Below are 25,772 nucleotides of genomic sequence, written 5' to 3'. Positions count from 1 at the left end.
TATCCTGCCTAATACAAGATTAGAGTTCAGGAACTTAAAAATCTGAGCCTAAAAATCTGTAACTTTGCATTTTGCTAAAAGGATAGATTAATGGCCGTAAGAAAAGCAGTAGACCTTGGAGATCAAAGCGAGTTAGAAGTATTTGGCGCACGGGTGCACAACCTTAAGAATATAGATGTATCATTTCCTAGAAACCAACTTGTCGTTATCACTGGTTTAAGTGGTAGCGGAAAGTCATCATTGGCATTCGACACCATTTATGCTGAAGGACAAAGAAGATATATGGAAACATTCTCTGCCTATAGCCGTCAGTTTTTGGGTGGCATGGAGCGACCGGATGTTGATAAGATTTCGGGATTGAGTCCAGTTATCTCAATTGAACAGAAAACGACTTCCAAAAACCCAAGATCAACAGTTGGCACCATAACAGAAATATATGACTTCTTACGTCTACTTTACGCTAGAATTGGAGAGGCATATTCCTATGTCACTGGAAAAAGAATGGAACGTATGTCAGACGATGAGATTACTGACCGAATTCTTAAAGAATTCAATGGTGAAGGGATTTATATCCTTGCCCCAGTTGTGAAAGGTCGTAAAGGACATTATCGTGAGCTTTTTGAGCAAATCAGGAAACAAGGTTACACCAAAGTAAGAGTAGATGGAGAAATCTTGGATATCGTTCCAAAAATGCAAGTTAACAGATATAAGATTCATGATATTGAAATTGTCGTTGATCGAGTTATCGTTGAAAAAGAAGGTCGTAAAAGATTGTTTACATCCATTGTTCAAGCATTAAAGACTGCCAAAGGAATTATCAAGATTTCAAGTAAAGATAATAAGGAACAGTTCTTCAGTAGATATCTTATGGATGCGGAATCTGGCATTTCATATGATGAACCGCAACCCAATACATTTTCGTTCAATTCTCCCTATGGTGCTTGCCCGAGATGTGATGGATTAGGGTATATTTATGAAATAGATAAAAAAATAGTCATCCCTGACCGTACATTGAGTATTCAGAAGGGTGCTATTGTTCCTTTAGGACCTGTCAAAGATTCTTGGAATTTTGCGGTATTGAAAGCAGTGGCTAAAAAGTATGAAATATCACTTACGACGTCCATTGATAAAATTTCTGAGGATTTAATTGACAACCTTCTATTTGGTGAAGAAGAGCCAATTTCACTTACAGTTTCTTATGGTTCTTATGGTGCCCGAGAATATAAGGTTCAATTTTCAGGAATCTTCAAGATGCTTGAGGAAAACAATGCCAAGTACAGCGATGAATCCCAAGGATTGGAAGAATTCCGCACTCAGGTAGTATGTCCAGAATGCCATGGTGCAAGATTGAAAAAGGAATCCTTGCATATCAAGGTTGATAACAAAAATATCTCTGAACTTGCAGAGTTGGACATTGTAGCTTTGAATGAATGGTTTGAAGGCATTGAAACACGACTTACTGAAAGACAGAACATCATAGCGACAGAAATCATAAAGGAAATAAAAACCCGGATTGGCTTCTTACTTGATGTTGGTTTAAATTATTTGACGCTGAACCGTAGTTCAAAAAGTCTTTCGGGCGGTGAAGCTCAAAGGATCCGATTGGCTACTCAGATTGGCTCACAATTAGTGAATGTTCTATATATTTTAGATGAGCCGAGCATTGGACTTCATCAACGCGACAATGAAAGATTGATCAATGCATTGAAGAACCTTAGAGACATTGGTAATTCGATTCTTGTTGTCGAGCATGACAAGGACATGATCTTAAGTTCGGATTATGTTATTGATATGGGTCCTGCAGCTGGGGTTCATGGTGGAAGAGTGGTTGCACAGGGCACACCGAAACAACTGATGAAGGAAAACACGTTGACCACAGATTATCTGAACGGAACCAAAGAAATTCAAATACCAGCAGAAAGAAGAAAAGGAAATGGCCATACACTATCATTAAAAGGTGCCCAGGGTCACAACTTAAAGAACGTAAGCATTGATATACCATTGGGCGAACTAGTTCTTGTAACGGGTGTTTCGGGCTCAGGTAAGTCTAGCTTAATTACCAATACGCTCTACCCCATTTTAAACCACCATTTCTTTAGGGCTAAGGCAAAGCCACTGCCTTATAGTAAAATTGAAGGTTTGGAGAACATCGACAAAGTAATTGAAATCGATCAATCTCCGATCGGAAGAACGCCACGATCGAATCCGTCGACTTACACTGGTGTTTTTTCTGACATCCGAGCTTTATATGTTCAATTGCCGGAGTCAAAGATTCGCGGATATAAACCTGGTCGGTTCTCTTTCAATGTAAAAGGTGGTAGATGTGAAACCTGTCAAGGCGCAGGGATGAAGATTATCGAAATGAATTTTCTTCCTGACGTTCAGGTTCCTTGTGAAACCTGCAATGGAAAACGCTATAACCGAGAGACTTTAGAGGTTCGATACCGTGGAAAGTCCATTTCGGATGTATTGGATATGAGTATTGATGAGGCTGTGACTTTCTTTGAAAATATACCGTCAATTTATAGAAAAATCAAGACCCTTCAAGATGTCGGGTTGGGTTATATTACGTTAGGTCAATCCTCAACAACTTTATCAGGAGGAGAGGCTCAGCGTGTCAAGTTGGCAACGGAACTTTCCAAGAAAGACACTGGAAAAACTTTCTATATCTTGGATGAACCCACTACAGGATTGCACTTTGAGGATGTTAACGTTCTTTTAGGAGTTATCAACAGATTAGTAGACCGTGGGAACACGGTATTGATAATCGAGCACAATCTCGATGTCATCAAAGCTGCAGACTGGGTAATCGACATGGGTCCGGAGGGCGGAAAAAACGGAGGAAAATTACTTTTCCAAGGAACTCCTGAAGACCTTATCAAACAGAAGAATTCTGAAACTGGAAGGTTCTTAAAAATTGAAATGAATTATAATAAATAATAAAAGGGAGCTTGATGAGCTCCCTTCTTTATTAATCTTGTTTTCTGTTTTTCACATATTTTTCCAGCCATTGGTGCTGTTCCCAAAATGTATGTAACACCCCTTCCCTACTTCTATACCCATGAAACTCTTTTGGCAACATTACTAACCTCACAATTCCTCCATGTCCTTTTATTGCGGCATATAAACGTTCGCTCTGAATAGGAAATGTACCAGAGTTTTCATCGTCCATACCATGAGTCAACAATAATGGTCTCTTGATTTGATGAGCATAAGTGAAAGGTGACATCGCATCATAAGTATCTTTCGCCTGCCAGTACGTTCTAGCTTCACCTTGGAATCCAAAAGGAGTCAATGTTCTGTTATATGCTCCACTTCTTGCAATTCCAGCAGCAAATAGGTCTGTATGAGCCAATAAATTTGCGGTCATAAAGGCACCATAAGAGTGACCTCCAACTCCAATCCTATTTCTATCTGCAACCCCCATATCTACAACATAATCAATCAATGCACTTGCATTATCCTTTATCTGTTCAACAAATGTATCATTTGGCTCCGAAGTCCCTTCACCTACGATTGGCATATCTGCTTGATCGATTACTGCGTAGCCCTGAGTAACCCAGAACACTGGCGATCTAAATGCTAATCTTGGGAATCTGTTCGGAGAACCTTTAACTTGTCCTGCTGCCTCTTTGGTCTTGAACTCTCGTGGATAAGCCCATACCAAAACTGGTAATGGAGCATCTCCTTTTTTGAAATCTGCAGGCACATACAAAACACCTGAAAGATTTAATCCATCTTTTCTTGGATAAGACAACAGGGTTTTTTGGACATTGGCGATACTTGGATAAGGGTCAACAAAGTTTGTTATTTTTTCTTCTTTTTTATTTTTCAAATTAATGGAATATACATTTGGAGCCTCTTTCGCAGATTCTCTAGATACATATACTACCCCTGAATTATTGAAGAAAACCGGTTCTTCATAGAATCCACGTTTTGACTTGTACAGCGTATCCTGTTTACCATTTACAACATTCCATTTCATCACAAAAGGACGGTCCCCTTCCGGTGATGCTCCTAATCCTTGAGTAAATAAGGAGCCCTTTCCATCCGTTAATAACATTCCTTTCGGATTTCTGATAAAGTAACCTGGATCAGTATAGGTATCTTCTGATTTCCGAGTCGACAATACCTTAACGACCTGATTGTTTTTAGGGTTTAAAAGAGTCAATTTGGAAGACCTATCTTTCCGCCAATTTTCAGAAATTATTGCTGCATCTTCTCCCCATTGAATATTTCTCACACGATAAGTGCCAGAATATATTTTCTTTGCAGTTGATAGATCAAATGGGGCTTCAAATTCGAAAACTTCATCTCTAATCTCAGAGGCAGTATTTGGGTTGCCTTTGTCTAAAGCTTCCACGTAAACTAATGTTGCATCTTTATCCTTACGCCATTCAAAATCTCTAGGCCCTTCAATCACTGCATCAAAACTAATAGGCAATTTATCACCCAAAGGAATGGTATAAATATCCTTAACTTTTGTTCCTGCAGATGCATACACAGACACTTCAGATGGAAATAAATAGATAGGAACAAGATAAGAATACGGTTTTACAACCTTTTCAGTCAATATGTATTTTCCATCAGGAGAAAACGAAACTGATTTAAATATCCCCTGAATGCCTAAAGGCTTGCTGCTACCTTGAATATCCACTTGAACAAGCTCAGCAGAAAGATAATAATCCATGAGACTTTCATCATAAGCATTTTCCAGAAGATATTGGTAGGTTCTTGAAGGAGTTATACCGCCTAAATTTTCCTGTACAATTGGCCCTGTTGGAACAGGGTTTTCCACAGGTACATTTCCTCTTGATGATATAACTTGCTTAGCTAATATAGCAGTTCCATCTGTATTCCATTGGAAAGTACCACCATAAGTATCATTTACTTTGCTCAGAACTTTCCTTACCGATTTATTGTTTAAATCTCCAATCCATAGTTCTGTGTCCTGAAGTGATTTGTTCAAGAAAGCAAATAAGCCAGGCTTGGACGACCATTTTACATCAGAAATCTGAACATCTTGAGGCAGTCCACTTAGCGTATATTCAGTTCCTTTTGAAAGGTCACGTACTTTTACGCCCTTATAAGTTCCTAATGTTGCAGAAACGGTTGTATTGTTGACAGGATTTATCCTCAACCCAGCTACCCCTACTACGGGTTGAGAGGCTTGGACGATAGTTTCAAATCCTGGAACATCCAATACCAACATATATTTACCATCCGGACTAAACACCTCAACTGGTATTTGTGGCGCATCAATTAAATCGACAATTGATTGTGGGGGTAATTGGTAGTTGATACCTTGTTGTGCATAGGTTAGTCCTGAACTTGCTAAGAAAGCTACAAGTAAGCCTGCTTTCAAAAAGTTTTGGTTTGCTTTTTTTCTGATTTTCATTAGCATTTTAATTAAAACTATCTAACCCTAAATAGATATTAGGGGAAGATGCATCTCAAAAATTAGTTTTTCCTTCTTATTAGGTTAAATTCCGTCCTAAAATAAGTAAACATTCCAATACTTTGGACAATGTATTAGAACTGATACAACTTCAGCTTTAATAGCTTTAAATGAAATAAAGAAATTTGAAAAATACGTTAGAACTGGTCTAGGATTGCAGTAATCGGTTGACGAAATCTGGTGCGAACGGCTTTGTTATTTTTCATTGCTGGTTTCCATTTTGGGGAGCGTTTCATAACGCGTACGGCTTCCTCAGCAAATGCTGGACTAATTTTAGATTCATTTAGGATATCTATCTCACAGACCTCACCATCTTCACATACTGTGAATTCCAATATAGCTGTCTGACGAAGACCAAAATCAACATATTGCGTACTATCCATATCCTCAATAGCATTCCTGATATCGATTGTTTTTTGTAAAAAACTTTGCCATGCCGCTTGACCTCCCCTGAATTGAGGCACTACATCAACATCGCGAACAATTGTAGTATCGACGTTGCTTTTAGATTGCGCCAAACCAAAACTCGAAATAAACAATAGCAATATAATGATCAAGAATCTCATACCTACCTAACAATCAATAATTTAAATTTACGGATTTTAAAATAAATATGTTTTTATTTTGGCAGATTTACTTCTGAAACAAAATCACCGTTTTGATCAGTTATAAAGGTCATTGGGTTTTTCAGGATCTTTGATGATCTCGAACAAGGTATAGCCCATGGCTTCCAAAAATTTTCCAGAACCTGTCCATAGGTTTTTGCTGTCCATTGATCAAAAATTGGCTTAAGAGTCCAATCGTTTAAGGGCATTGGTTCTACAAATACTTTTTCAGGGACTTCCATATAAGTATATTCTGGCAGCCTATTGAAGAGATAGGCAGAATAAAAATACTTTGCACAAATTTCCTCAAACTGAATAGGGTGCAACACTTTATCTTTAACCTTAGCTAAAACCTCATCATGGTATATTTCATGTACTCCATTATCCTGAAGTGTAGCAATAATGGCAAAATCCTTCATCCTGATTGAAAAAATCAAGGTATTGATTTCATCTCGATACATAAATGTTTCAGGACTACTGTCCACTGGAAAAACAGCTATGGTAAATGGATTTTTATTTTCGAATTCCATCGGGACGATCAAGGACTGTAGCATAAAATGTAGATTCTTGAACTTTTGCACCAATGCCTGAGAAAAATTCAATTGTTCGCCAGAAAGGAATGCTTGCCTAATCCCTACTTGTATCTCATTGAAGACGACGCCATATAAAATTTTTCCAACCCATTGAAATAAGGTCAATTGGTCAAGTTCCTTTAAAGCATTATAACCATTTTGAACAGCAAATTCTACTTTTTCCTCCACCTCGGCCAATTTATTTGCAACTTCAGCAGAACATGGCAATTGAAGTTGTTTATAGGTTACGATACTTTCATCCAACATCTTGAAAGGCTTATCCTCAAGATCAAAAGAGCGCATCATCCACAATGGAAATACCTGGATCTTTTCATCGTCGGAGCTCAATGCCTTACCTGACAAAAAGCAAGTTTTGTTATCAAATTGAAAGTCAAGAAATGGATTGTAAAGTTTATTTGCCATATGCTGCAAAGGTAGCAGAAAACTAATAGATGGAAAGACATGCTTTTACAATTGACCGCAACATGACTTTGATTGTTTTCTGCAATTAAAACAAGAAATTCCGAATTGGATAAGATAATTCTGCTGCCTTATTCCATACCATCAGGTGGCCACCGCCTTTAACTCTGATGGTGTAATCAACATATTGTATGGGAATAAGTCTGTCTTTGTCTCCGTGGATATGTAAGCAATTTACTGGCACTGCCGTATTTTCCCAGTTAACAATTTTATCGACGGCCCATTTTTGAAAATCAGGGTCACTGTCTTTAAGAATAGTGTCCAACATTCTCTTTTCCTCTTCAGTTTTAGCACCGAAAAGCCAGTGCAAAACTTTAGCTGCTGTTTTGGAATTTGCTGCCTCAGGTAATAATTTATGTAATGAAAGTAATTTTGATACCCCAAGTACTTTGGGTAACTCATCTTTTGTTTTTGCAGATGAAATTAGGATTGTTTTTTTAAAATCATAATATTTTGCCAGCTCTGCGATGCACATTCCCCCGAATGATACTCCCATCACTAAAGCCCCTTGCTTGGGAATCTGATAATGCTCAGCAAGACGGAACACATAACTTTCAAATGCTTCGGAAGGCCTAGGCTTCAACCAATCAACATAGATAACTTGTAAACCCGAAAGATCCAATTTTTCAAATACGCGGCGATCAGCTCCTAAACCCGAAAAAACATAGATAGTGTCCATCTATCTAAGTTAATGAAATCAGGGAAAATGATTTAGAAATTTTTATTGAAATTTTTCCATACATTGGAAGGATCAACGGTTATTAACTTACCTTTATTCTTTTCATTTCTAGCTTGAAGGATTTTTTGTTCCAAAACTTTTTTTGGTCTAATTCTTCACTAGTAATAATTGCATAGAAAATTTTCAAAATCCTATCATCTGCATGATCAACAAATTCATGTATTTTTTTCTTAAATCTATCGTAGTTGACATAATTTCAAGTATTTAAGCAATTCTAAAAACAATTAATAAAGAAGTTGTAAACAAGTCAACTTCGAAATTTTATAAATGAATGGACGATAATTGAATTTCAGATTAGAAATCAACCCACATTTACTTTAAAGTTTTCGAAAACCAAAGGTGCTGTGACAGTTTGGCCTTCTTGGTTTCTTATTCCTTGTAAGACGGATGTCTTTCCTTTTTCAAGGAGATTTTTCATTTCTTTTTCATCCAAGAATACCCCATTTAATGTCCGCCAGATTTTAAAGTCACATCCTCGTGCATAATGGTCACATTGTGCGACTTTATCATACAGCTGGATTTGTCCTTGCTTGCACTTAGGGCATTTTATTTTTCCTTTTTGGAGAGGTTTGAGTTCTTCATGCGCAATAGCAATGCGTAATTGTAAGAGTTCCTTGGTAATCTTTTCCGTATAGTCTTTGATATGTTTCATGAATACATCATAACTTACTTTATTTGCCCGCATTTCTTCCAGCTTTTGCTCCCATTTTCCAGTTAAGGTAACTTTTGCGATGGACCTGTCCTTTACCAAATAATATACCGACAAGCCTTTTTCAGTAGGGATAAGCTTTTTTTTTGTCTCTTTTTATATAATCTCTTTGAAAGAGGGTTTCAATGGTCGCTGCCCTAGTTGCTGGAGTCCCCAAACCACAATCCTTCATAGCTTGGCGCATTTCATCATCTTCTATTTCCTTACCAGATGTTTCCATAGCTTTCAATAAAGAAGCTTCGGTATGTATAGGCCTGGCTTTTGTAAATCTCTCTGCCAACTCCAATGTCAATACTTCCAAGATTTCTTCGACCACTTAGTTTTGGCAACTGTGCGTTTTCATTGTCTTGGTCATCATTGTTCTTATCTTCATCAGGCAATTCAACCTGATCTGCGGAAAGCCTCCATCCATATTGCCTGATTACTGTTCCTTTAGCAATTAATTCTACTCCTGCAGCATCTATAACAACGGTGGTAATATCTTTCAAACAAACCTCTGAAAAACTCTCTACCATACGCTTTGCAATCATATTGTAGATATTCTGCTGATCCATCGGCATTGGTCCCGGTTTTTCATCCGTCACCAATAAAGCATGGTGATCTGTTACCTTTTTATCATCTACAGAACGTTTGTTTAATTTAGCTCCTATTAAATTCTTACTGATAACAGCGATGCTCTCTTGAGCAGTATTTGCAAGGTGCTGAAACAACTCTTCTATTTTCTCAAAAACATCCTCTCCAATATATCGTGATCCTGTACGCGGATACGTTATGACCTTCTTTTCGTATAATGTTTGTGCAATGCTAAGTGTTTGATCAGCTGAATAGCCATATTTTTTGTTGGCATCTTGCTGAAGAGAAGTTAAATCGAAAAGAAGAGGAGGTTGTTCTTTTGTTTCTTTTCGCCTCTACATTCTTCACCGTTGCATTCATTCCCACTTGCATTCTTGCAATGGTCTCTTCAGCAATATCTTTTTTGTCGATTTTGTTGGAAGTGGCTTTGAATTGAATTCCTTCTTTTTCAAATCCTGCCTGAATCTTATAGAATGCTTGGGGTTTGAAATCTTTATTTTCAAGATATCGAGAACATATCATTGCCAAGGTTGGTGTTTGGACTCTTCCCAACGACAATAAACCTCGATTTCCAGCAGCCAATGTTAGCGCCTGAGTTGCATTTATTCCTATCAACCAGTCTGATTCCGACCTTGACCTTGCTGACATATACAAACTGTCGTATTCAATACCTTCTTTAAGGTTTGCAAAACCTTCTTTTATGGCTTTATCCGTTTGGGATGATATCCACAATCGTTTAAATGGAACTTTAGAGTTTAGGTAGTAATATATATTCCTGAAGATAAGCTCACCTTCACGTCCAGCATCCGTTGCTACAATTATTTCTTCAGCCTGCCCCAGCAAGGCTTTAATCGTGTTCAACTGTTTTAATGCTCCAGCATCATCAATCTGCTTTCCATCACGCTTAACCTTCTTGACCTCCAACTCAAACTGCTTGGGTATAATAGGTAAGTTTGATATGGCCCAATTATGATAGCCATAGGCTTGGGGAGTACATAATTGCACCAAATGCCCAAATGCATAGGTGAAAGCATACCCATTTCCTGAAATATATCCATCCTTCACCTCTTTCGCTCCCATTACTCTCGCCAAATCTCGAGCTACTGAAGGTTTCTCAGCTATTACTACTTTCATTCAATACTTTCCAAATCGGATTTCATTCTGAAACCCTTTTTACTTAAAAAATTTTTTGGTTGATTCCTTATTCCAATGATGCTATGGATATCCCTTGGATTTTTCGATAAAGCTCCACCGCATACACATCTGTCATGCCTGAAACGAAATCTAATACTGCTCCGGATCTTCGAATAGGTATCATCATTGTTGGTATGGAACTGCTCAGGAATCATAGCGACTAACTTTTTGTCAAACATAGATTTGTTTGACTTCAAATATGCTGGCACAAATTCTTCCAAACAGGGCGTTCATGACTTTGAAACCTGCAATTTCAATTTGAACGACCGTTGGTGCATTATAAATTCGGGCTACAGATATTTTTGAAATCACCTTCATGTGATCTACAATTTCGGAATCCAGGGCATCCATCAGTGGTTTTTCAAATGTTCCAGAAAGGAATTTTTCCTGGTTTTCTACAAACACTCGAGCACATGCCCATATCAAGGTATTGATGGCTTTAGCTCTCAAACAACGCTACTCTACTTGCAGTATCACCCAAGGAATCCAATCTCTCTCTCAAATCTTCACCAGCACATAATGGCAACAATAACTCTTCAACCTCTTTATAAGACAAAATCTTAAGATGGTGAGCATCTTCAAGATCAATAATATTATAACAAATATCATCGGCTGCCTCCACTAAATAAACTAAAGGATGTCTTAAGTATCCTTTTGGATTGGAAGGATCCTTCTCTAAGCCCAGTTTCGGTTTGCTATTTTTTCAAATGCTTTCAGCTCGGAATCGAAGAACCCGTATTTCTTTCTGTGGTGAGAACCTTTGATATGTCCATCAATAGCTGCACAAGGATATTTAACGATTGCTGCTAAACTAGTATAAGTCAATGCAAATCCTTTAGGGTCTTTACCATTAAAGGCATGGGTCAAAATCCGCAATGCATTAGCATTTCCTTCAAAATGAGTAAGGTCCTCCCACTGTTCTTTGGTCACCATTTCCTGATATTTTTGACCTTTTCCTTCGGTAAAAAAAGTTGAAATCGCTGCCTCTCCGGAATGTCCGAATGCGGGATTTCCCAAGTCATGGGATAAACAAGCTGCGGAAATGATATTCCCTACCTCCTGCAAAAAAGGAACCTCTTCATCTATATTCGGATTTTCCTTTTTTATCATATTGTAGAATAGCCTTCCCAAAGAGCGTCCTACTGATGCAACCTCTAAACTATGTGTAAGTCTGTTATGCACAAATACAGCTCCCGGCAGCGGAAATACCTGAGTTTTATTTTGAAGTCGGCGAAAGGGAGATGAAAATATCAGACGATCATAATCGCGCTGAAATTCAGAGCGTGCATCAAATTGATCACCATTTGCACGATCTTCATAACCCCAACGTTTTGCTGATAACAGTTGTTTCCAATTCATTTAAAATCTCGAATTTTGAATGGCAAATATACATTTTAAAAAACGGGAGCTTAATTCTCTTGTCCTGATTTTTCGGTAGACCAAACCCACAATTAAATTTAAAACATACAGGAATTGCATGATAATCATCATGATAAAAGTACCAACATAAAACTGCTGTATTCGTGTAAAACGATCCAGATCTGTAGTTGAAGGATTATTATTTGACAAGTTAGATTCAATATTTCCAAAGTAGACCCTTTCTACAAATCCCCAGGTCCAAACATTGATGATTAAACATAAAAAAACTAATCAAATGCATCACGCTCCATGTTTTTTGAGTAAAGCATATCCTCGGTAAAATAATATAGTCCTGCAAAAATCAACCCTAGCAAGCCCAAGAACTTGAAAAGGGAAATGGAGGACAACACATAATATGTTTCGTAAAAGTTTATAGTTATGGAGGAATCTTTTGCAGGAACAAAAACTGCAAAGGCAAAAATAAGGATACCGGCTACTAGAAACAAAAGGGAAATCTTGAACATAACGTTTGATTTATAACAAATTAACAAAATCCCATCGATTATTAAAAGGATAGTTCTTTGGAACCAAGGCCTTTATTATTATCTTTATCAGAAGCAATGTATAACTAATGACAACTTATAAACTTCCTCTTCCTAAAGACTTTTGAAGGCAAACTGAACAATAAAAACACACACCTCATTACCTTGACAAATCGAGCTGGTATGCAAATCGCTTTGACTGATTATGGTGCTAGGTTGGTGAGTGCTTTAGTGCCGGACAAAAACGGAGACCTGATCGATGTTATTTTAGGATTTGACAGTATCCAAGGCTACCTCAGTGCCGTAGAGCCTTACCATGGCGCAACAGCTGGAAGATACTGCAATAGAATTGCCAAAGGGAAATTTTCTCTGGAAGGCAAAGAATATACATTGGCTCAAAACAATGGCACCAATAGTCTTCATGGTGGCATCGAGGGTTTTCATACACGCGTTTGGGACAGGCAGGTAAGCTTCAACAAGCTGGTGAATTTTTATTACGTTTCTCCTGATGGAGAAGAAGGATTCCCGGGTGAGCTGAAAACAACCGTCACTTATGAGTTGACCAATTTCAACGAAATCATTATTCGATTCAGGGCTATCAGTGATGCTCCAACGGTGCTTAATTTAACCAAATCATGCCTATTTCAACCTTAATGGCGAAGGCAATGGTGATGTACTTAATCATGAAATCACGATAAGGTCCGAGGAATTCCCTTCCATTGGACGAAAATCAAATTCCAACAGCGAGGTGTTTTCTGTTGAAGGAACGGCTTTTGATTTCCGACAGCCAAAATTATTGGCCACCGACATCAACAGCCAAGAAGAACAAATTCAAGTAGCTAGTGGTTATGACCATAGCTTTATCAATAATCAACCTATCAGCGAGCCAATCGCCAAAGCATTTTCAAAAGAAACAGGAATTGAACTTCAAGTTTTTACAAATGAACCCTGGCATTCATTTATACAGTGGCAATTTCTTAAGTGACGACGAAGGGAAATCCGGAAGAAAATACTTGCGCTTATGGCGGCTTCTGCTTCGAAGCTCAACACTATCCCGACAGCCCGAATCAACTTGAATTTCCCTTCCGTAAGACTCGATCCGGGTGATGTATTTGAAAGCGAAGTGAGGTATAAGTTTACAATTAATAAATAAAACAGAATTTAACAGAATTAAAGACAGGATTGACAGAATTAAAGACAGGATTGACAGAATTAAAGACAGGATTGACAGAATTAAAGACAGGATTTACTGAATTTAAGAATAGACAGAATTATAGTAGAAAGGATATTGAAAGAAAATTTGATCACTTGCGGGGGTGAATTAATAACGCGAAAAGACAAGGGTCACTAGCGGAGGTGAAGTGAATAGATTAATCCGAAAAGATGACGATCAATGGGCGGGGGTGAATATATAACTCGAAAAGATGATGGTAAATGAGGGGAGCTGAGGCGAAAAGCATAAAAAAAATGTTTAGGAGTTATTCCTGAACCATTTTTATTTCTATTGTATGAACTTATATTATAGGATTTTACACTCACTGTATATTAAGGATCTAAGGGTTCATCACCATCAATGATATAAGATTCCAATTTGGGCTTAAATTCTAAAACTACATCATTTACACGTTTTCCTAATTCATAAGGCACATATCCCAGTTCTTTAATACATCGATCTGCCATATTAACTACTGCATTGATATGAGCTTCACTACTGGTTACGATTGCGTATTTATCATTAGGGAATCCATATGTCAACATAATTCTAGCGGTATTTCGCATATTGGTTGTTGTATGTCTTGCATGTGGGTCTAAAATAATTGCTGATTCTGGCACCATTAGATTTTGGATTAAATACCTTTTCATTTCAATTGCTTCAATGTATGGTGTCTTATATGGATGCACTCTTCCACCTGACAAAACAATAAATGGAGCTTGACCCTCAAAATATGCTCTTGCTGCCATCCTAGCACGCAGCATACCTCCAGGGCTGATGGGTTGGTCATACACATTTGGCCCTGCACCTAGAACTAATAAAAGACTGTATGGATATTTATTAAAATCAGCTTTTTTAATTGCTTCTAATGCGGCTTATTCTCACCATCCATTAAAGGTTCTAGTTGAGCAGCATCCATTCTTTCGTTGATTTCCAATAATCGAACCGCTGTTAACATCATAATAAAGCTAGATTGATAATCATCTTTTGTTATCTTTTAAAACATCTTGCCTAACATCTTTTAACAATAACAGATAAGATTTATTTGACACATCAAAAGAAATTGAATCAATCCTCGGATAATTCGGTTTTCTACCTCCAGCATAAACATCAATTACATAATTTTCGTTTTTCATGTCCTGTTGAATAGCTCTAGAAACATATTCTTTTGGATCCTTACTTCCATTTAGGCCATAACGATTTGAGGGGATAAGCCTGTTCTCTACAAAAAGATTTAAAATGGCTATTGGATTCATATGCCTTTACAACTGCCTTATTTAAGATTGCAATCTCGTTATTCTCCCATTTAAATGCTTGAAGGATACACGCTAAATCTTTGCAATCTTTTGAATCATCAAATCTTTTTCTTCTTTCTGAAAGCATGGATTTAACACGCTCATCAGAAAACAGAACTTTACTCAATTCTGTATCTTTAAACAGAATATAACTAGCAAAATAATTTTTTGACAGGACCCAATCTTGTGGAGTTTGAGGTTGAAAGTTTTCTTGTGCTTTTGAAATCTGCCACAAAGCAGATTCCAAAAACCAAGACCATAATTTGATTTATAATTGTTTTCATATGTCGAGTTGTTTAATAAACCGGAATTTTGATACATCTTCTCCGGATTTAACTTATACTCATCAAATGGAATAGGATAATATCTATCCTTAGTGGTAATATTGGAAATTTTAGCATTCCCATAATCTCCTTGACTTTTTTTCTTGAAATAAGCCACCAACTCTTGAGCATTATAATTTCTTACGAGATCAAACCATCTTTGATTCTCAAATGCTAATTCTACACGCCTTTCATGCAAAATAGCATCTTTCAATGTTGGATATTTTGATTTATAAGATGGATCTTTCTGTGCAACTTCATATGTTGAAAGTCCAGCTCGTGCTCTAACTTCATTTACTAACTCGATAGCTTCAGAATTTTTGCCTAAATTCATTTTCGCTTCCGCTAACAACAGCATCACATCAGCATAGCGAATCAAGATCCAATCATTTCCTCCCCATCCTGTAGTCCCCGCGGCTGTACTAACATCTCTGAATTTTGTAACAAACCAATCATTTACCTGTACATCTTTAGCAAATTTTACAGAAAAATCTTTACGAACATCATTTTCTTCATAATCCTTTATTAAATCTAATTTTACAACTTCTCCGGACCCTGTAGATTTAAACAAGGAGTTGATGTTTTCCCCCCTAGCTTGATAATTCCTAGCAATACTGGAACTGTAATTTTGATCACCAGCTAAATACTCCACCTGAAAAACTAATTCCTTATTTGTTTTCTTTTTTGACACGTCGAACACATCCGCATAAGGGATTTCATTTAGCTTTCCGAATTTCCTTAAGCCATAAGATGCGTTTAAGAACTGCTCTGCTTTTTGGAAGTTAGCTTGTTTGTTATTTGGCATAGTTGACCCCATTGTCAAGTAAACTTGTCCCAATATTGCATTAATTGCTGCTTTGGAAGTTCTCCCAATTTCATAATCATGCTGAGTATCGGGAAGGTTTGAAGACAGCGCTTCAGTAAGATCTTTTACGATCTGAGCATAAACCACTTCTTCTTTTTGTCTGAACGCCAATTCATTTGCTTGTTCCTTGGAAGTTACCTCAACTGTTGAAAGTGGAATATCTCCAAATTTCCTCACCATGTGAAAATATAGGAGCGCTCGAACAAATTTTGCTTCTGCCTTATAGCGCTCTTTTAAATTTTCATCATTGAATTTCACATTATCAACATGGGCTAGCAAGGTATTACACCTAGCAATCGCATCGTACATTGCTGTCCAATGTGTCTTTAGGTAAGTATTACTAGGTAAGATCGAAAAGTCATTAAATTGAAATGGCTCACCAGCTGAAGATTGGTTATCGTTTCTCCCTGAATTGTCTGACCTTTCTTCATTATACAAGGTACTTGATTCTCCAAGTGTACTTCCAGAACGCAATCCTTGATATAATCCATTGACCGCTAACAAAACATCTGTTTCAGTCTTATAGTAATTTGCTATTGTTACGGCATTCGGATCCTCTTGGTTCAAAAAGTCCTTTGAACATGAACTGAACGCCAATAATGCTAAGGGTAATAAATATCTCTTTTTCATCGATTCTTAAATTAGAAGGTTACTTTTAGTCCTAAGTTGTATGATCTTACCAACGGATAAAGCCCATAATCAACTCCTGGAGTTAGATTTCCACGTTGGTCATAATCTGGTTCTGGATTATAACCTTTGTATTTTGTAATGGTAAAAGGATTATCAACACTTGCGTATATCCTAACTCCAGCCAATGTCCATTTCTCGGCAATAGTACGAGGTAAAGTGTACCCAAGGATAACATTCGTCATTCGCAAATAAGAACCATCTTGTAAATAGAATGTCGATAAGCGGGTACTATTACTCTGTGTTCCCCCACGAGATGCTCTATATACTTTTCCATTACCGGGATTTTGTGCTGAACGGTATCTTTGTGCCACATCCGCATACTGATTTCCAGAACCTTCCATATTGTATAGGTAATAATCATAGCCATCTAATACTTGGTTACCTTGTGAACCATTAAAAGATGTACGGATGTCAAAATTTTTATAGCTAGCATCAAATGCAAAACCATAAGTGAAATCAGGATGTGGGTTGCCTATAATGCGTTTGTCTTCATCATTTACTATTCCATTTCCGTCTACATCTTCAAAATATAAATCTCCAGGTTGTAATGGGGTTGAGGAAGCTGAAGAAGGTGCCACCTTGTTGTAATTTTCCTCAGTAGCAATTCCTGCTACTTTAAAACCATAAAACATACCTATAGGACTTCCTTCTTGAGTAATGTGTGTCAAATATGAGCGCTCGGCCCCATTGGTCATAATGGTTGATGCTCCTCCTAAATCCAACACTTTATTCCTGTTAACATTGATATTTCCACTGAAACCAAACCTAAAATCTTGCTTTCTTATAATTTCAGCATCTACCTGAACGTCAAAACCTTTGTTTTCGACTTTTGAATTTGGCAAGTTTGTCAAGATACTCGTAGTTCCTGATACAGCTGTTATAGGTTGGTTGAACAAAAGATTTGAAGATTGACTTAAATAGAAATTCGTCATAACATTCACTCTACCTCTCAACAATCCAAAGTCAAGACCCAAATTGGTTTGTGAAGTTGTTTCCCAACTTAAACCAGGATCTCTTAAATCATCTGGCCAAAATGCAGTGGCTACCTTATCGCCAATGATTACCCCTCCTGGAGTATTATAAACGGTGATTGCTCGGTAATCTCCAATATTATTATTTCCACTTTGCCCCCAGCTAGCACGCAATTTAATAGTAGAACCATCACCTAACCAAGCATCGTAAAAGTCCTCATTAGACAATGTCCAGCCTGCAGAAAAAGATGGAAAATCTGCCCATTTACTGTCAGGCCCAAATCTTGATGATCCATCACGGCGATACGTAGCTGATAGAAAGTACTTAGAATCGTAACTATAATTTACCCGTCCGAAGAAAGACATCATTGTAGTTCTTCTTTTGAAGGTGTTATCCGTTAATAGTTGAAAATTTGAAGGATCAGCACCCTTATCTGTAATTTCTCCGGTAGCGTCATTTTGGAAACCTCTTGCTCGAACACCTACATAATCCAAATCTGTTTGTTGAGCGGAATAACCAAGCAATCCCATTACATGGTGTTTTTCATTTAAGGTCTTATTATAATTTAATGTTGCTTCAAGTAATTTATCGATTGAGCTTTTTGTTAAAGCATCTGCATAAGCTGCTGTTTTCGCTTGATCACTGAAAGGCGCATAATTTCCATTGGAAATACTTGTTGGACGATAATAATCATATTTCTCATCGTAGGTTGACAATCCTCCATTTAACTTAAAATTCAAACCTTCAATAATCTTGAAATCAGCATAGGCATTATACAGGCCACGTTTTCCCTTGCGACTATTTTTGATTTCTGACACATACGCCATCGGGTTTTCCGGATTTTGTATACCATAATTATTTGCACCTAATTCAGCCATCAAATATTTTGCATAGGTTCCATCTTCGTTATATGCTGGTAGGGTTGGCAAATAAATTAGTGCAGCCATGGAAGGGCTTCGGTCATAACGGCCAGTAGTAACCTCCTTGTTATCATTATATGTAAATGCTAGATTTGCACCAATATTCAACCAATTAGTAACTTTAGAATCGATATTACTTCTCAAATTAAATACCTTTTGACCAGTTGCCAACATAATTCCTTGTTGGTCTTGGTATGAACCGCTCACAAAATATCTGTTATTTTCATTTCCACCCGATACAGAAACATTATGCCTTTGGAAAGGTGCATTTCTATAGAGTTCATCTTGCCAATCCGTATCATATTTCGGAGCTTTTGCTGTTCCTGTTGCAAAATCATAATATTCTTCAGGGATTGTTACTGAACCTGCATTACCAACCTTGGATACCCTCTGTGCATTGGAATCAAACCTCATGTTATCAGACCATGTTTGGCCTTTTCCTAATACAAGATCTTTGTAGGTATTATTTCTTCCATCAATAATCAAGTCGATAAATTCAGTGGCATTTAGTAGGTCAATTTTTTTTGAAAGCTGGCCAAAACCACCTAGGAACTCATAATCAATGTTATTCTTACCTTGCTTCCCTCTTTTGGTCGTAATCAATACAACCCCACCAGCAGCTCTGGAACCATAGATTGCAGCAGATGCAGCATCTTTTAGCACATCTATTGATTCAATATCATTCGGATTGATGTTAAGGTTATTACCAGCTGGGTATCCGTCTATTACATATAGCGGATCTGAACCAGCATTTACAGAACCAATACCTCGTACTCGGATTTTTGTACCATCATAAGGTGCTCCAGATGTTTGAGATATTTGAACCCCTGCGACTTTCCCTACCAAAGCTTGGGATAACTTAGGTGAAGTCAAATTCAATTCGTCTGCTTTAACACTAGCAATAGCTCCAGTAAGATCCGATTTACGGATTTTTTGGTATCCAATTGATATCGTAATTTCTTCAAGCGCATTTTCTGCACCCTTCAATTGAAATAAATTTCCAGATTCCTTAGAAACTTGTTGATTTAAAGTTTCAAATCCCACAAATGAAACTCGAATTTGATTCCCAACGGAGCCCTGAAGGGAAAAATTCCCATACTCATCTGTTTGGGTTACTTTCTGATTCGAAAGATTTGTAACCGATGCTCCAATAACTGGATTTCCATCTTGGTCGACAACACGACCGTTAATTTCACTTTGAATTACATTTTCAATCTTGGTTGAGGTAGGATTTATTCCAGCCTCAACAAAAGTTGGAGTAATTGCAACAGCGAACAATAGCCAGAATAGCTTTGTAGATTTAGGTTGCATAAGACTAATTATTGTTTGTTTAAATTTCCGCAATGTTACCAGTCCTATGTTAAGCCATCTTTAAGCTATTGTTATAATTATGTATTGAAATTCGATATTGACATTAATAAGAAAATTATTGGCTAGATTGAATATTTTTTATTGAAATGCGATAAAGTAAATTTAACAGTAAAATAAAACCCTGGCATCTAATTCCGGATTTAAAATCTGGAATTAGATGCCAGGGAGCACAAGTGATTAAATTCCTCACGACCTATACAAGAGTCTCTCTTTCTATTATCTGTAGTCTAATATAATCCCTATCCTACCAGATCTTCCAAAGCTTTTTCGACTTTTTCAAATCCAAAATCTGCTTTGACTTCTTTGAACATTCTTTGGATGTGTTCATTGCAAAGGTTTCCGATGCTACCTTCATGTGTATGGTTTACTTCTTTGGCGGGTTTGAAATTTCCTTCTTCGATGTCGATTCCAATTTTGCGATATGCTTCACGGAATGGCACACCATTTAGCACTTCATTATTAACTACTTCTACCGAGAACAAATAATCATATTTTGGATCATCAAGGATATTGTCCTTAATGCTAATATTCTCAAGCATATATTTTGCAATTGCTAAGCAGTCATTCAAGGATTGAAAGGCTGGGAACAGATTCTCCTTCAACAATTGTAGGTCTCTATGGTATCCAACCGGCAGGTTGGTTGTCATCATCGCAATTTCGTTGGGCAATGCTTGAATTTTATTGCATCTAGAGCGGATCAATTCAAACACATCTGGATTTTTTTTATGAGGCATGATTGAAGAGCCTGTTGTTAGGTGTGCCGGGAATGATATAAATCCAAAGTTTTGATTTATGAACAGCGTCACATCCATTGCAAATTTAGCGAGGGTGGCGGCGATAGAACTCATGGCTTGCGCTAGAATTCTTTCAGTTTTTCCTCTACCCATCTGAGCGTATACCACATTATAGTTTAGATCTTCAAAACCTAATAGCTGAGTGGTCATTGTTCTGTTCAATGGAAAAGAGGAACCATAGCCGGCAGCAGAGCCTAATGGATTTTTGTTACATACATTCCATGCAGCCTTTAAAAGTTGAAGGTCATCGACCAAACTCTCTGCGTAAGCTCCAAACCATAGACCGAATGAGGATGGCATAGCTATTTGCAGGTGAGTATACCCTGGCATGAGAACATTCTTATATTGGTTGCTCAACGAAATCAATTCATTGAATAATTCTTCGGTATTTTTAAATATGCTTTCGATTTCAGAACGGAAATAAAGTTTTAAATCGACTAACACTTGGTCATTTCTAGATCTTCCGGAGTGTATTTTTTTTCCTGCCTCACCTATCCTTTCCGTCAACATCATCTCTACTTGAGAATGAACATCTTCAACACTATCTTCAATCTGAAAATTGCCGGCAAGAATTTCTTTGTAGATATTTTTTAATTCTTGTTGTACTTCTTTTAGGTCTTGATCAGTCATCAGCCCGATGCTGTTTAACATTTTGGTATGTGCTAGGGAGCCCAATACATCGGCTGCTGCCAAGTTCATATCCATCTCACGGTCTTGTCCGACAGTGAACGTCTCCACAAAGGAATCTACATCTATATTTTTTTGCCAAATTTTCATGTTCTCAATCTTGTCAAACAAAAGTACCAATTACAAAGGAAAATTCAAGACTAGTTTCCTGATCATTGATTATTGCTGTGAATTATTCATTTCTGCCAACTTGTTTTTTGTTGTTTTACAATTTATTTAGTCGCAGTATCAGGAAAAAAATAGATGTTTTTACATGAAAAAATGGTTAATGTTCAAAGTTTTTCTCGCACGTTAAATTTGTTAAAAAGTGTTAAAGCTTTTCCGTTTTAGCATAGCTTTAAAACAAGATATTGGGTTAATAAAACGGTCCTTAGAAAAATAATTTTTTATTACCAAAGGGTAAATAATTCATCAACTCAACCGTGTGCATTAACACAATGTGAATTAAGTAATCACTTACTTTTTTTTAAAATACCTCTTGTAGCAACGTAATTAAACCTCTATGTTTGTGATGTAAAGGGGAATGAAAAAATTAAAAGTGAGCTTGTACTCACGGCTAATAACCAGCTACAAATTACTAAACATGATAGACCGAAAAGTCTTAAAACTTTGAAAGAATTATTCTATCCAATTATAAACTAATTTTGATTAAAGACTTGTCACCATGCCCACGACAAGTCTTTTTTTTTTGTTTATAAAATCGGGCTTCCACATCATTATATGTTTTGGGAAGTCCAATGTATTAAGCTCATACTTTAAAAGTCTAGAATTGGTCATTCATCGAAAACCCTTATATTTGTATTAAGGAAAAGTAATTCAACTTTTCATACACAAATCAAAAGATGGGAACAGAAAGTAAAAGACAACAACGATTTGCTGGAGTAATTCAACAAGATCTTGCTGAGATGTTTCAGCGTGAGGGCAATTCTTGGGCTCCTGGGGCTTTTATTACCGTTACCAGGGTACGTGTTACTCCTGATTTAGCGATTGCAAGGGTTTATTTGAGTTTCTTGAACACCAAAACTGCTAAAGCGGACATGGACAGTATCAAGGCTAAAACCAACGAAATTCGCTATAAATTGGGAACACGCATAAAAAATCAAGCCCGTATCGTTCCTCAGTTGGAATTCTTCTTAGATGATACCAATGAATATGTTGAGCATATGGACAAGATCTTTGATGAAATCAGCAAAGAACCTAGACAACCTGATTAGGTAACATTACCATGTATTATTTATTGGATGAAAGCGAGTTAGTTTTCCCACATCCCTCTCTTGCTGATGAGGATGGTTTGTTGGCTGTAGGAGGTGATCTGAGTATTGAAAGATTGTTACTCGCATATGAAAACGGTATCTTTCCTTGGTACAATGAGGACAGTCCGATTTTATGGTATGCTCCACTTGAAAGATTTGTTCTTTCCCCAGCAAAAATCAGGATATCTAAAAGCTTAAAACAAGTTCTCAGATCCAATAAATTTCAAGTTACGATCGATAAGGATTTTTCTTCTGTTATAAAAAACTGTGCTGTGATTTCTAGAAAAGATCAAGATGGAACATGGATAGTTTCTGATATGCAAGATGCCTACAATCGTTTACATGAGGCTGGATATGCACATAGTGTAGAGGTATGGCAAGGAGAAGAATTAGTTGGGGGATTATATGGCGTTCAAATTGGCAAGGTTTTCTGTGGAGAGAGCATGTTCTCGAAGGTTTCGAACGCATCTAAAATTGCTCTTGTCCATCTTGCCAAGAACTTTGGTCTATCATTGATAGATTGCCAAATACCTTCAGAGCACTTGACAAAAATGGGGGCAGAATTAATTCCACAAGAAGAATATTTGTCAATACTTCACACACAACAATCTATACCATATGACTTTCAAAGAACATTTTAACATTCCTAATGATATCATCTATCTTAATACTCCAGGAAATGGTCTTTTGCCAAAGAACAGTCTTAATTGGAGAAAGAAATGGGAAGATGATTTCTTTGAAACCAATGGAGAATTGCGCGATAAACAACCAGAGTTTATTGACGGAGTAAAATCTACCGTAGCCTCTTTTTTTGGAGCTAATAAAAATAACACTTTTTTGACTCCCAACTTTTCATTTGGGTATTCTACACTAATCGACCTTCTTCCAGAAAATCTTTCTTATCTAGTGCTTGAAGATGAATACCCCTCCCTTCAATACCCAATCGTAAACAGAAAACTACAACATTCCGTGGCACCCTTTTCTGCGGAAGTTGAGAAAGATTTGTTAAACGCAATCAAAAAGCAAAAACCAGATGTTTTAATTTTCAGTATTGTCCAGTATATCAGCGGCTTGATGATTGACCTTAATTTTATAAAAGAAATAAAATCAACTTATCCTAACCTACTGATCATAGCCGATGGAACTCAGTATTTAGGAACCGAACCTTTTAATTTTGAGACTTCTGGCATTGATGCTTTGGGAGGTTCTGGCTATAAGTGGTTGTTATCAGGTTTTGGGAATGGGTTTATGATGCTGAGCGATGATTTCAAATCTTGGCTGGAGGAATTAAGGTTGGATATCCCTCTACCTCAAGTTGCGATGTGGAAGGATAAAAGTTTATTGGACACCTTTTTTGAACCTGGTCATCAAGATACTTTAAGTCATGGGACATTGCAACAAGGATTGTTGTTTTTGGAGAATTTAGGATTAGACAATATCAAAGAACATGTTACAACTGTGAAAAATGAAGCTTACAAATTGCTCTTGGAACGAGATTTAATTTTGCCTTATATTGCAGAAAGAGAGGTTAAGTCCTCATTGATCAATGTTCAAATCAATCCGGAATTATATCCAAATTTGATAAACAGCGGTATTAAATGCTTCCCTAGAGGTACTGGTATTCGAATTGGAATACACCTTTATAATGATTTAAGGGATATACAGAACTTTGTTAACATTATTGAAAGTATAAGATGAATTTTAAAATAGGAGATTTAGTAAGATTTGTTGATGAGCCTATTGAAGGCCATATTACGGCTTTTTTGCAAAATGGCTTAGTTGGAGTAACGGATGATACAGGATTTGAAATTCCTGTTATGCTCGACAAGATTACATTAGTGCATGGAAATATGCGCATGGAAGAAGATGAAGAACCAACAACTATTGCTCAAACCGGAAAATTTATTGAAAAAGGGATATTCCTTGCATTAACCGGAGAACAAAAAGATGGGTTAGTTAAGTTCTTTATCGTTAATGAAACTTCTTTTGAGCTCATGGTTTCTGTTACAGAATCTATCGGCAACAAAAAGAACAGGTATCTTTGCCAATATCGTACCGGCGAGGGAATACAACCAAATATATACGGGAAATTTTGCTGCTATCAACAAATGGCCGAATTTGGAGTTTCAAATTTTAAGAACATCTAGAAGACAGCACAATTCATTTCCAGCCATTGAAAGACAATTAAAGTAAAACCATTGGATCTTATCAATTCAAAAGAGAACTCTGAGGTATTGCCAGAAAAAGCTTGGCTGTTTGAGTTGGATAAAATTGAGGAGAATATAGGTTTAGATAAATTAAAGCAGCATTTTATTTCGCATAGGCCTCGATAAGTGGCCAGAAAACATTTTTAAAAAATTAAGGCTCAATTTTATTGAGCCTTTTTAGAATCTTTTATTCTCCTACTTTTTTTCTTTTCCAACAGAAAACAAAATCATGATGGCTCCGGCCAGCAATACTGCCCATCCCCATTTTATATTCAGTGTTTTAGACAATAAACCATCTAAAAATTTAAACCCAACGTAATTGTTGATTTGGAAATATACTAGAATAAATGAAAAGAATTATCCAAGCAATGAGTGCTAGTGCTGCGATACGGAAGCCGGAAAGTTTCCTCATAAAAAACAAGAGAACACAAAGGCCCAATATTCCGTTTGTGATCATAAACAAGGCGGTATCTACTTGGTAAAGATTCCAGTTTGCTTGAAGTGGGACTTTCAGAAATGGGCAAAAAATCGTAGAAATAAACACTACAAAAAATCCCAATAATGCTAATGGTTTGTTTAAGCTTCTCATGAAATTAAATATTAACCAAAGATGAGAATTAGCGTCCAATTAGAAAAGTTAAAAAAGGGTTTTTATAGATAATAGCAACTGTTTTTGCAAGATTTTGTATCAAACCGACCAAGTACATACTGTAATTTGTGTCATTTATTACTGATAAAAGAAATGATTGTCATCACAATAAAATCTCAAATTGAATTGTAAGCATTTAATTATCACTGTTTTAACATTATTTTAACATTATTTATAATCGTTCTAAATTCGTTCTATTGACACATTCTTGACAATATCAACACTGTTTTAGTCTACATTTGCAAGTACAAAATTATTGGAGAAATAATAAGGCTTTGAAGAATTTAAAAGTTATAGCGTTT

21 protein-coding genes and 2 pseudogenes are annotated in these 25,772 nt (G+C 36.8%); 8 read left to right on the top strand and 15 right to left on the bottom strand.

Annotation, left to right across the window (positions count from 1 at the left end; translation table 11 throughout):
* Positions 1–90 precede the first annotated feature (90 nt).
* Positions 91–2,940, top strand: coding sequence for an excinuclease ABC subunit UvrA (uvrA, locus tag FGL31_RS02875; protein WP_138089642.1), 2,850 nt, complete (start codon positions 91–93; stop codon positions 2,938–2,940).
* Between the two features lie 31 nt (positions 2,941–2,971).
* Here the strand turns inward: uvrA and FGL31_RS02870 are convergent, their stop codons facing one another.
* The 10 genes and pseudogenes from FGL31_RS02870 to FGL31_RS02825 all read right to left on the bottom strand — a co-directional run bounded on the left by FGL31_RS02870 (position 2,972) and on the right by FGL31_RS02825 (position 12,213).
* A complete protein-coding gene (locus tag FGL31_RS02870; protein WP_138089641.1) occupies positions 2,972–5,398 on the bottom strand; it encodes an alpha/beta hydrolase family protein in 2,427 nt (808 codons plus the stop codon).
* 197 nt (positions 5,399–5,595) lie between these two features.
* Positions 5,596–6,024: an energy transducer TonB gene (locus FGL31_RS02865; RefSeq protein ID WP_138089640.1), complete on the bottom strand. Its 429-nt coding sequence runs from the start codon at positions 6,022–6,024 to the stop codon at positions 5,596–5,598.
* A 53-nt stretch (positions 6,025–6,077) separates the two neighbouring features.
* Positions 6,078–7,058 carry a hypothetical protein gene (locus FGL31_RS02860; protein ID WP_138089639.1) on the bottom strand — a complete coding sequence of 327 codons (981 nt, stop codon included), beginning with the start codon at positions 7,056–7,058 and terminating at the stop codon, positions 6,078–6,080.
* Positions 7,059–7,143: 85 nt separating this feature from the next.
* The gene (locus FGL31_RS02855; RefSeq protein ID WP_138089638.1) at positions 7,144–7,794 is read right to left on the bottom strand and encodes an alpha/beta fold hydrolase; all 651 of its coding nucleotides are present in this window, start codon (positions 7,792–7,794) and stop codon (positions 7,144–7,146) included.
* 361 nt (positions 7,795–8,155) lie between these two features.
* Positions 8,156–8,620, bottom strand: a complete 465-nt coding sequence (locus tag FGL31_RS24385) for a topoisomerase C-terminal repeat-containing protein (RefSeq protein ID WP_232046219.1) — start codon at positions 8,618–8,620, stop codon at positions 8,156–8,158.
* 7 nt (positions 8,621–8,627) lie between these two features.
* Positions 8,628–8,879: a DNA topoisomerase gene (locus FGL31_RS27420; RefSeq protein ID WP_138089636.1), complete on the bottom strand. Its 252-nt coding sequence runs from the start codon at positions 8,877–8,879 to the stop codon at positions 8,628–8,630.
* Positions 8,767–9,408, bottom strand: a pseudogene (locus tag FGL31_RS27415) (DNA topoisomerase); the annotation flags it as partial. The gene FGL31_RS27420 and the pseudogene FGL31_RS27415, both read right to left, overlap by 113 nt.
* Positions 9,380–10,216, bottom strand: coding sequence for a DNA topoisomerase (locus tag FGL31_RS27410; protein ID WP_262709224.1), 837 nt, complete (start codon positions 10,214–10,216; stop codon positions 9,380–9,382). The pseudogene FGL31_RS27415 and the gene FGL31_RS27410, both read right to left, overlap by 29 nt.
* Positions 10,217–10,337: 121 nt before the next feature.
* Positions 10,338–11,689 (bottom strand): annotated as a pseudogene (locus FGL31_RS02830) (deoxyguanosinetriphosphate triphosphohydrolase).
* A gap of 287 nt (positions 11,690–11,976) precedes the next feature.
* Positions 11,977–12,213 carry a hypothetical protein gene (locus tag FGL31_RS02825; RefSeq protein ID WP_138089635.1) on the bottom strand — a complete coding sequence of 79 codons (237 nt, stop codon included), beginning with the start codon at positions 12,211–12,213 and terminating at the stop codon, positions 11,977–11,979.
* 201 nt (positions 12,214–12,414) lie between these two features.
* Here FGL31_RS02825 and FGL31_RS27405 point away from each other — a divergent pair, with 201 nt between their 5' ends.
* The 3 genes from FGL31_RS27405 to FGL31_RS02815 all read left to right on the top strand — a co-directional run bounded on the left by FGL31_RS27405 (position 12,415) and on the right by FGL31_RS02815 (position 13,551).
* Positions 12,415–12,885, top strand: coding sequence for an aldose epimerase family protein (locus FGL31_RS27405; RefSeq protein WP_262709026.1), 471 nt, complete (start codon positions 12,415–12,417; stop codon positions 12,883–12,885).
* 34 nt (positions 12,886–12,919) lie between these two features.
* Positions 12,920–13,216 carry an aldose epimerase family protein gene (locus FGL31_RS27400; RefSeq protein ID WP_262709223.1) on the top strand — a complete coding sequence of 99 codons (297 nt, stop codon included), beginning with the start codon at positions 12,920–12,922 and terminating at the stop codon, positions 13,214–13,216.
* Between the two features lie 164 nt (positions 13,217–13,380).
* Positions 13,381–13,551 carry a hypothetical protein gene (locus tag FGL31_RS02815; protein ID WP_138089634.1) on the top strand — a complete coding sequence of 57 codons (171 nt, stop codon included), beginning with the start codon at positions 13,381–13,383 and terminating at the stop codon, positions 13,549–13,551.
* 225 nt (positions 13,552–13,776) lie between these two features.
* Here the strand turns inward: FGL31_RS02815 and FGL31_RS24380 are convergent, their stop codons facing one another.
* The 5 genes from FGL31_RS24380 to argH all read right to left on the bottom strand — a co-directional run bounded on the left by FGL31_RS24380 (position 13,777) and on the right by argH (position 21,451).
* Positions 13,777–14,238: a YdcF family protein gene (locus FGL31_RS24380; protein WP_232046218.1), complete on the bottom strand. Its 462-nt coding sequence runs from the start codon at positions 14,236–14,238 to the stop codon at positions 13,777–13,779.
* 186 nt (positions 14,239–14,424) lie between these two features.
* On the bottom strand, positions 14,425–14,700 hold the full coding sequence (locus tag FGL31_RS24375) for a hypothetical protein (protein WP_232046217.1): 276 nt from the start codon (positions 14,698–14,700) through the stop codon (positions 14,425–14,427).
* A 162-nt stretch (positions 14,701–14,862) separates the two neighbouring features.
* Complete coding sequence (locus tag FGL31_RS02805; protein WP_232046216.1) at positions 14,863–16,557, bottom strand: RagB/SusD family nutrient uptake outer membrane protein; 1,695 nt, start codon at positions 16,555–16,557, stop codon at positions 14,863–14,865.
* An 11-nt stretch (positions 16,558–16,568) separates the two neighbouring features.
* Positions 16,569–19,820, bottom strand: coding sequence for a SusC/RagA family TonB-linked outer membrane protein (locus tag FGL31_RS02800; RefSeq protein WP_138089633.1), 3,252 nt, complete (start codon positions 19,818–19,820; stop codon positions 16,569–16,571).
* A gap of 299 nt (positions 19,821–20,119) precedes the next feature.
* Positions 20,120–21,451 carry an argininosuccinate lyase gene (argH, locus tag FGL31_RS02795; protein WP_138089632.1) on the bottom strand — a complete coding sequence of 444 codons (1,332 nt, stop codon included), beginning with the start codon at positions 21,449–21,451 and terminating at the stop codon, positions 20,120–20,122.
* 752 nt (positions 21,452–22,203) lie between these two features.
* On the opposite strand from argH, the gene rbfA reads away from it, so the two are divergent.
* From rbfA to FGL31_RS02775, 4 genes are read left to right on the top strand one after another with little or no spacing between them, the layout of a single operon-like run.
* A complete protein-coding gene (rbfA, locus tag FGL31_RS02790; RefSeq protein ID WP_099371935.1) occupies positions 22,204–22,575 on the top strand; it encodes a 30S ribosome-binding factor RbfA in 372 nt (123 codons plus the stop codon).
* A gap of 11 nt (positions 22,576–22,586) precedes the next feature.
* Positions 22,587–23,255: a leucyl/phenylalanyl-tRNA--protein transferase gene (aat, locus tag FGL31_RS02785; RefSeq protein WP_138089631.1), complete on the top strand. Its 669-nt coding sequence runs from the start codon at positions 22,587–22,589 to the stop codon at positions 23,253–23,255.
* Positions 23,233–24,312 carry an aminotransferase class V-fold PLP-dependent enzyme gene (locus tag FGL31_RS02780; protein ID WP_138089630.1) on the top strand — a complete coding sequence of 360 codons (1,080 nt, stop codon included), beginning with the start codon at positions 23,233–23,235 and terminating at the stop codon, positions 24,310–24,312. The genes aat and FGL31_RS02780 overlap by 23 nt, the downstream gene beginning before the upstream one ends.
* Entirely contained in the window at positions 24,309–24,761 is a 453-nt protein-coding gene (locus FGL31_RS02775) for a DUF8465 domain-containing protein (protein ID WP_232046215.1), read from the top strand. Before FGL31_RS02780 ends, FGL31_RS02775 begins: the two co-directional genes overlap by 4 nt.
* The last annotated feature ends 1,011 nt before the right edge of the window (positions 24,762–25,772 follow it).

It is taken from the genome of Sphingobacterium daejeonense, from assembly GCF_901472535.1.
Lineage (GTDB): Bacteria > Bacteroidota > Bacteroidia > Sphingobacteriales > Sphingobacteriaceae > Sphingobacterium > Sphingobacterium daejeonense.
Note: the sequence above shows the minus strand (reverse complement) of the source record. Positions and strands in the feature narration are given on the sequence as shown.

Excerpts from the sequence above, each read along its gene's own strand:
- FGL31_RS02780 (WP_138089630.1), top strand. The coding sequence starts at position 23,233 with ATGACTTTCAAAGAACATTTTAACATTCCTAATGATATCATCTATCTT.
- rbfA (WP_099371935.1), top strand. The coding sequence starts at position 22,204 with ATGGGAACAGAAAGTAAAAGACAACAACGATTTGCTGGAGTAATTCAA.
- FGL31_RS02870 (WP_138089641.1), bottom strand. The coding sequence starts at position 5,398 with ATGAAAATCAGAAAAAAAGCAAACCAAAACTTTTTGAAAGCAGGCTTA.
- FGL31_RS02860 (WP_138089639.1), bottom strand. The coding sequence starts at position 7,058 with ATGGCAAATAAACTTTACAATCCATTTCTTGACTTTCAATTTGATAAC.
- FGL31_RS02800 (WP_138089633.1), bottom strand. The coding sequence starts at position 19,820 with ATGCAACCTAAATCTACAAAGCTATTCTGGCTATTGTTCGCTGTTGCA.
- argH (WP_138089632.1), bottom strand. The coding sequence starts at position 21,451 with ATGAAAATTTGGCAAAAAAATATAGATGTAGATTCCTTTGTGGAGACG.
- FGL31_RS27405 (WP_262709026.1), top strand. The coding sequence starts at position 12,415 with ATGCAAATCGCTTTGACTGATTATGGTGCTAGGTTGGTGAGTGCTTTA.
- FGL31_RS02855 (WP_138089638.1), bottom strand. The coding sequence starts at position 7,794 with ATGGACACTATCTATGTTTTTTCGGGTTTAGGAGCTGATCGCCGCGTA.
- aat (WP_138089631.1), top strand. The coding sequence starts at position 22,587 with ATGTATTATTTATTGGATGAAAGCGAGTTAGTTTTCCCACATCCCTCT.
- FGL31_RS02775 (WP_232046215.1), top strand. The coding sequence starts at position 24,309 with ATGAATTTTAAAATAGGAGATTTAGTAAGATTTGTTGATGAGCCTATT.
- FGL31_RS27410 (WP_262709224.1), bottom strand. The coding sequence starts at position 10,216 with ATGGGAGCGAAAGAGGTGAAGGATGGATATATTTCAGGAAATGGGTAT.
- FGL31_RS02825 (WP_138089635.1), bottom strand. The coding sequence starts at position 12,213 with ATGTTCAAGATTTCCCTTTTGTTTCTAGTAGCCGGTATCCTTATTTTT.
- uvrA (WP_138089642.1), top strand. The coding sequence starts at position 91 with ATGGCCGTAAGAAAAGCAGTAGACCTTGGAGATCAAAGCGAGTTAGAA.
- FGL31_RS02865 (WP_138089640.1), bottom strand. The coding sequence starts at position 6,024 with ATGAGATTCTTGATCATTATATTGCTATTGTTTATTTCGAGTTTTGGT.
- FGL31_RS02805 (WP_232046216.1), bottom strand. The coding sequence starts at position 16,557 with ATGAAAAAGAGATATTTATTACCCTTAGCATTATTGGCGTTCAGTTCA.
- FGL31_RS24375 (WP_232046217.1), bottom strand. The coding sequence starts at position 14,700 with ATGAATCCAATAGCCATTTTAAATCTTTTTGTAGAGAACAGGCTTATC.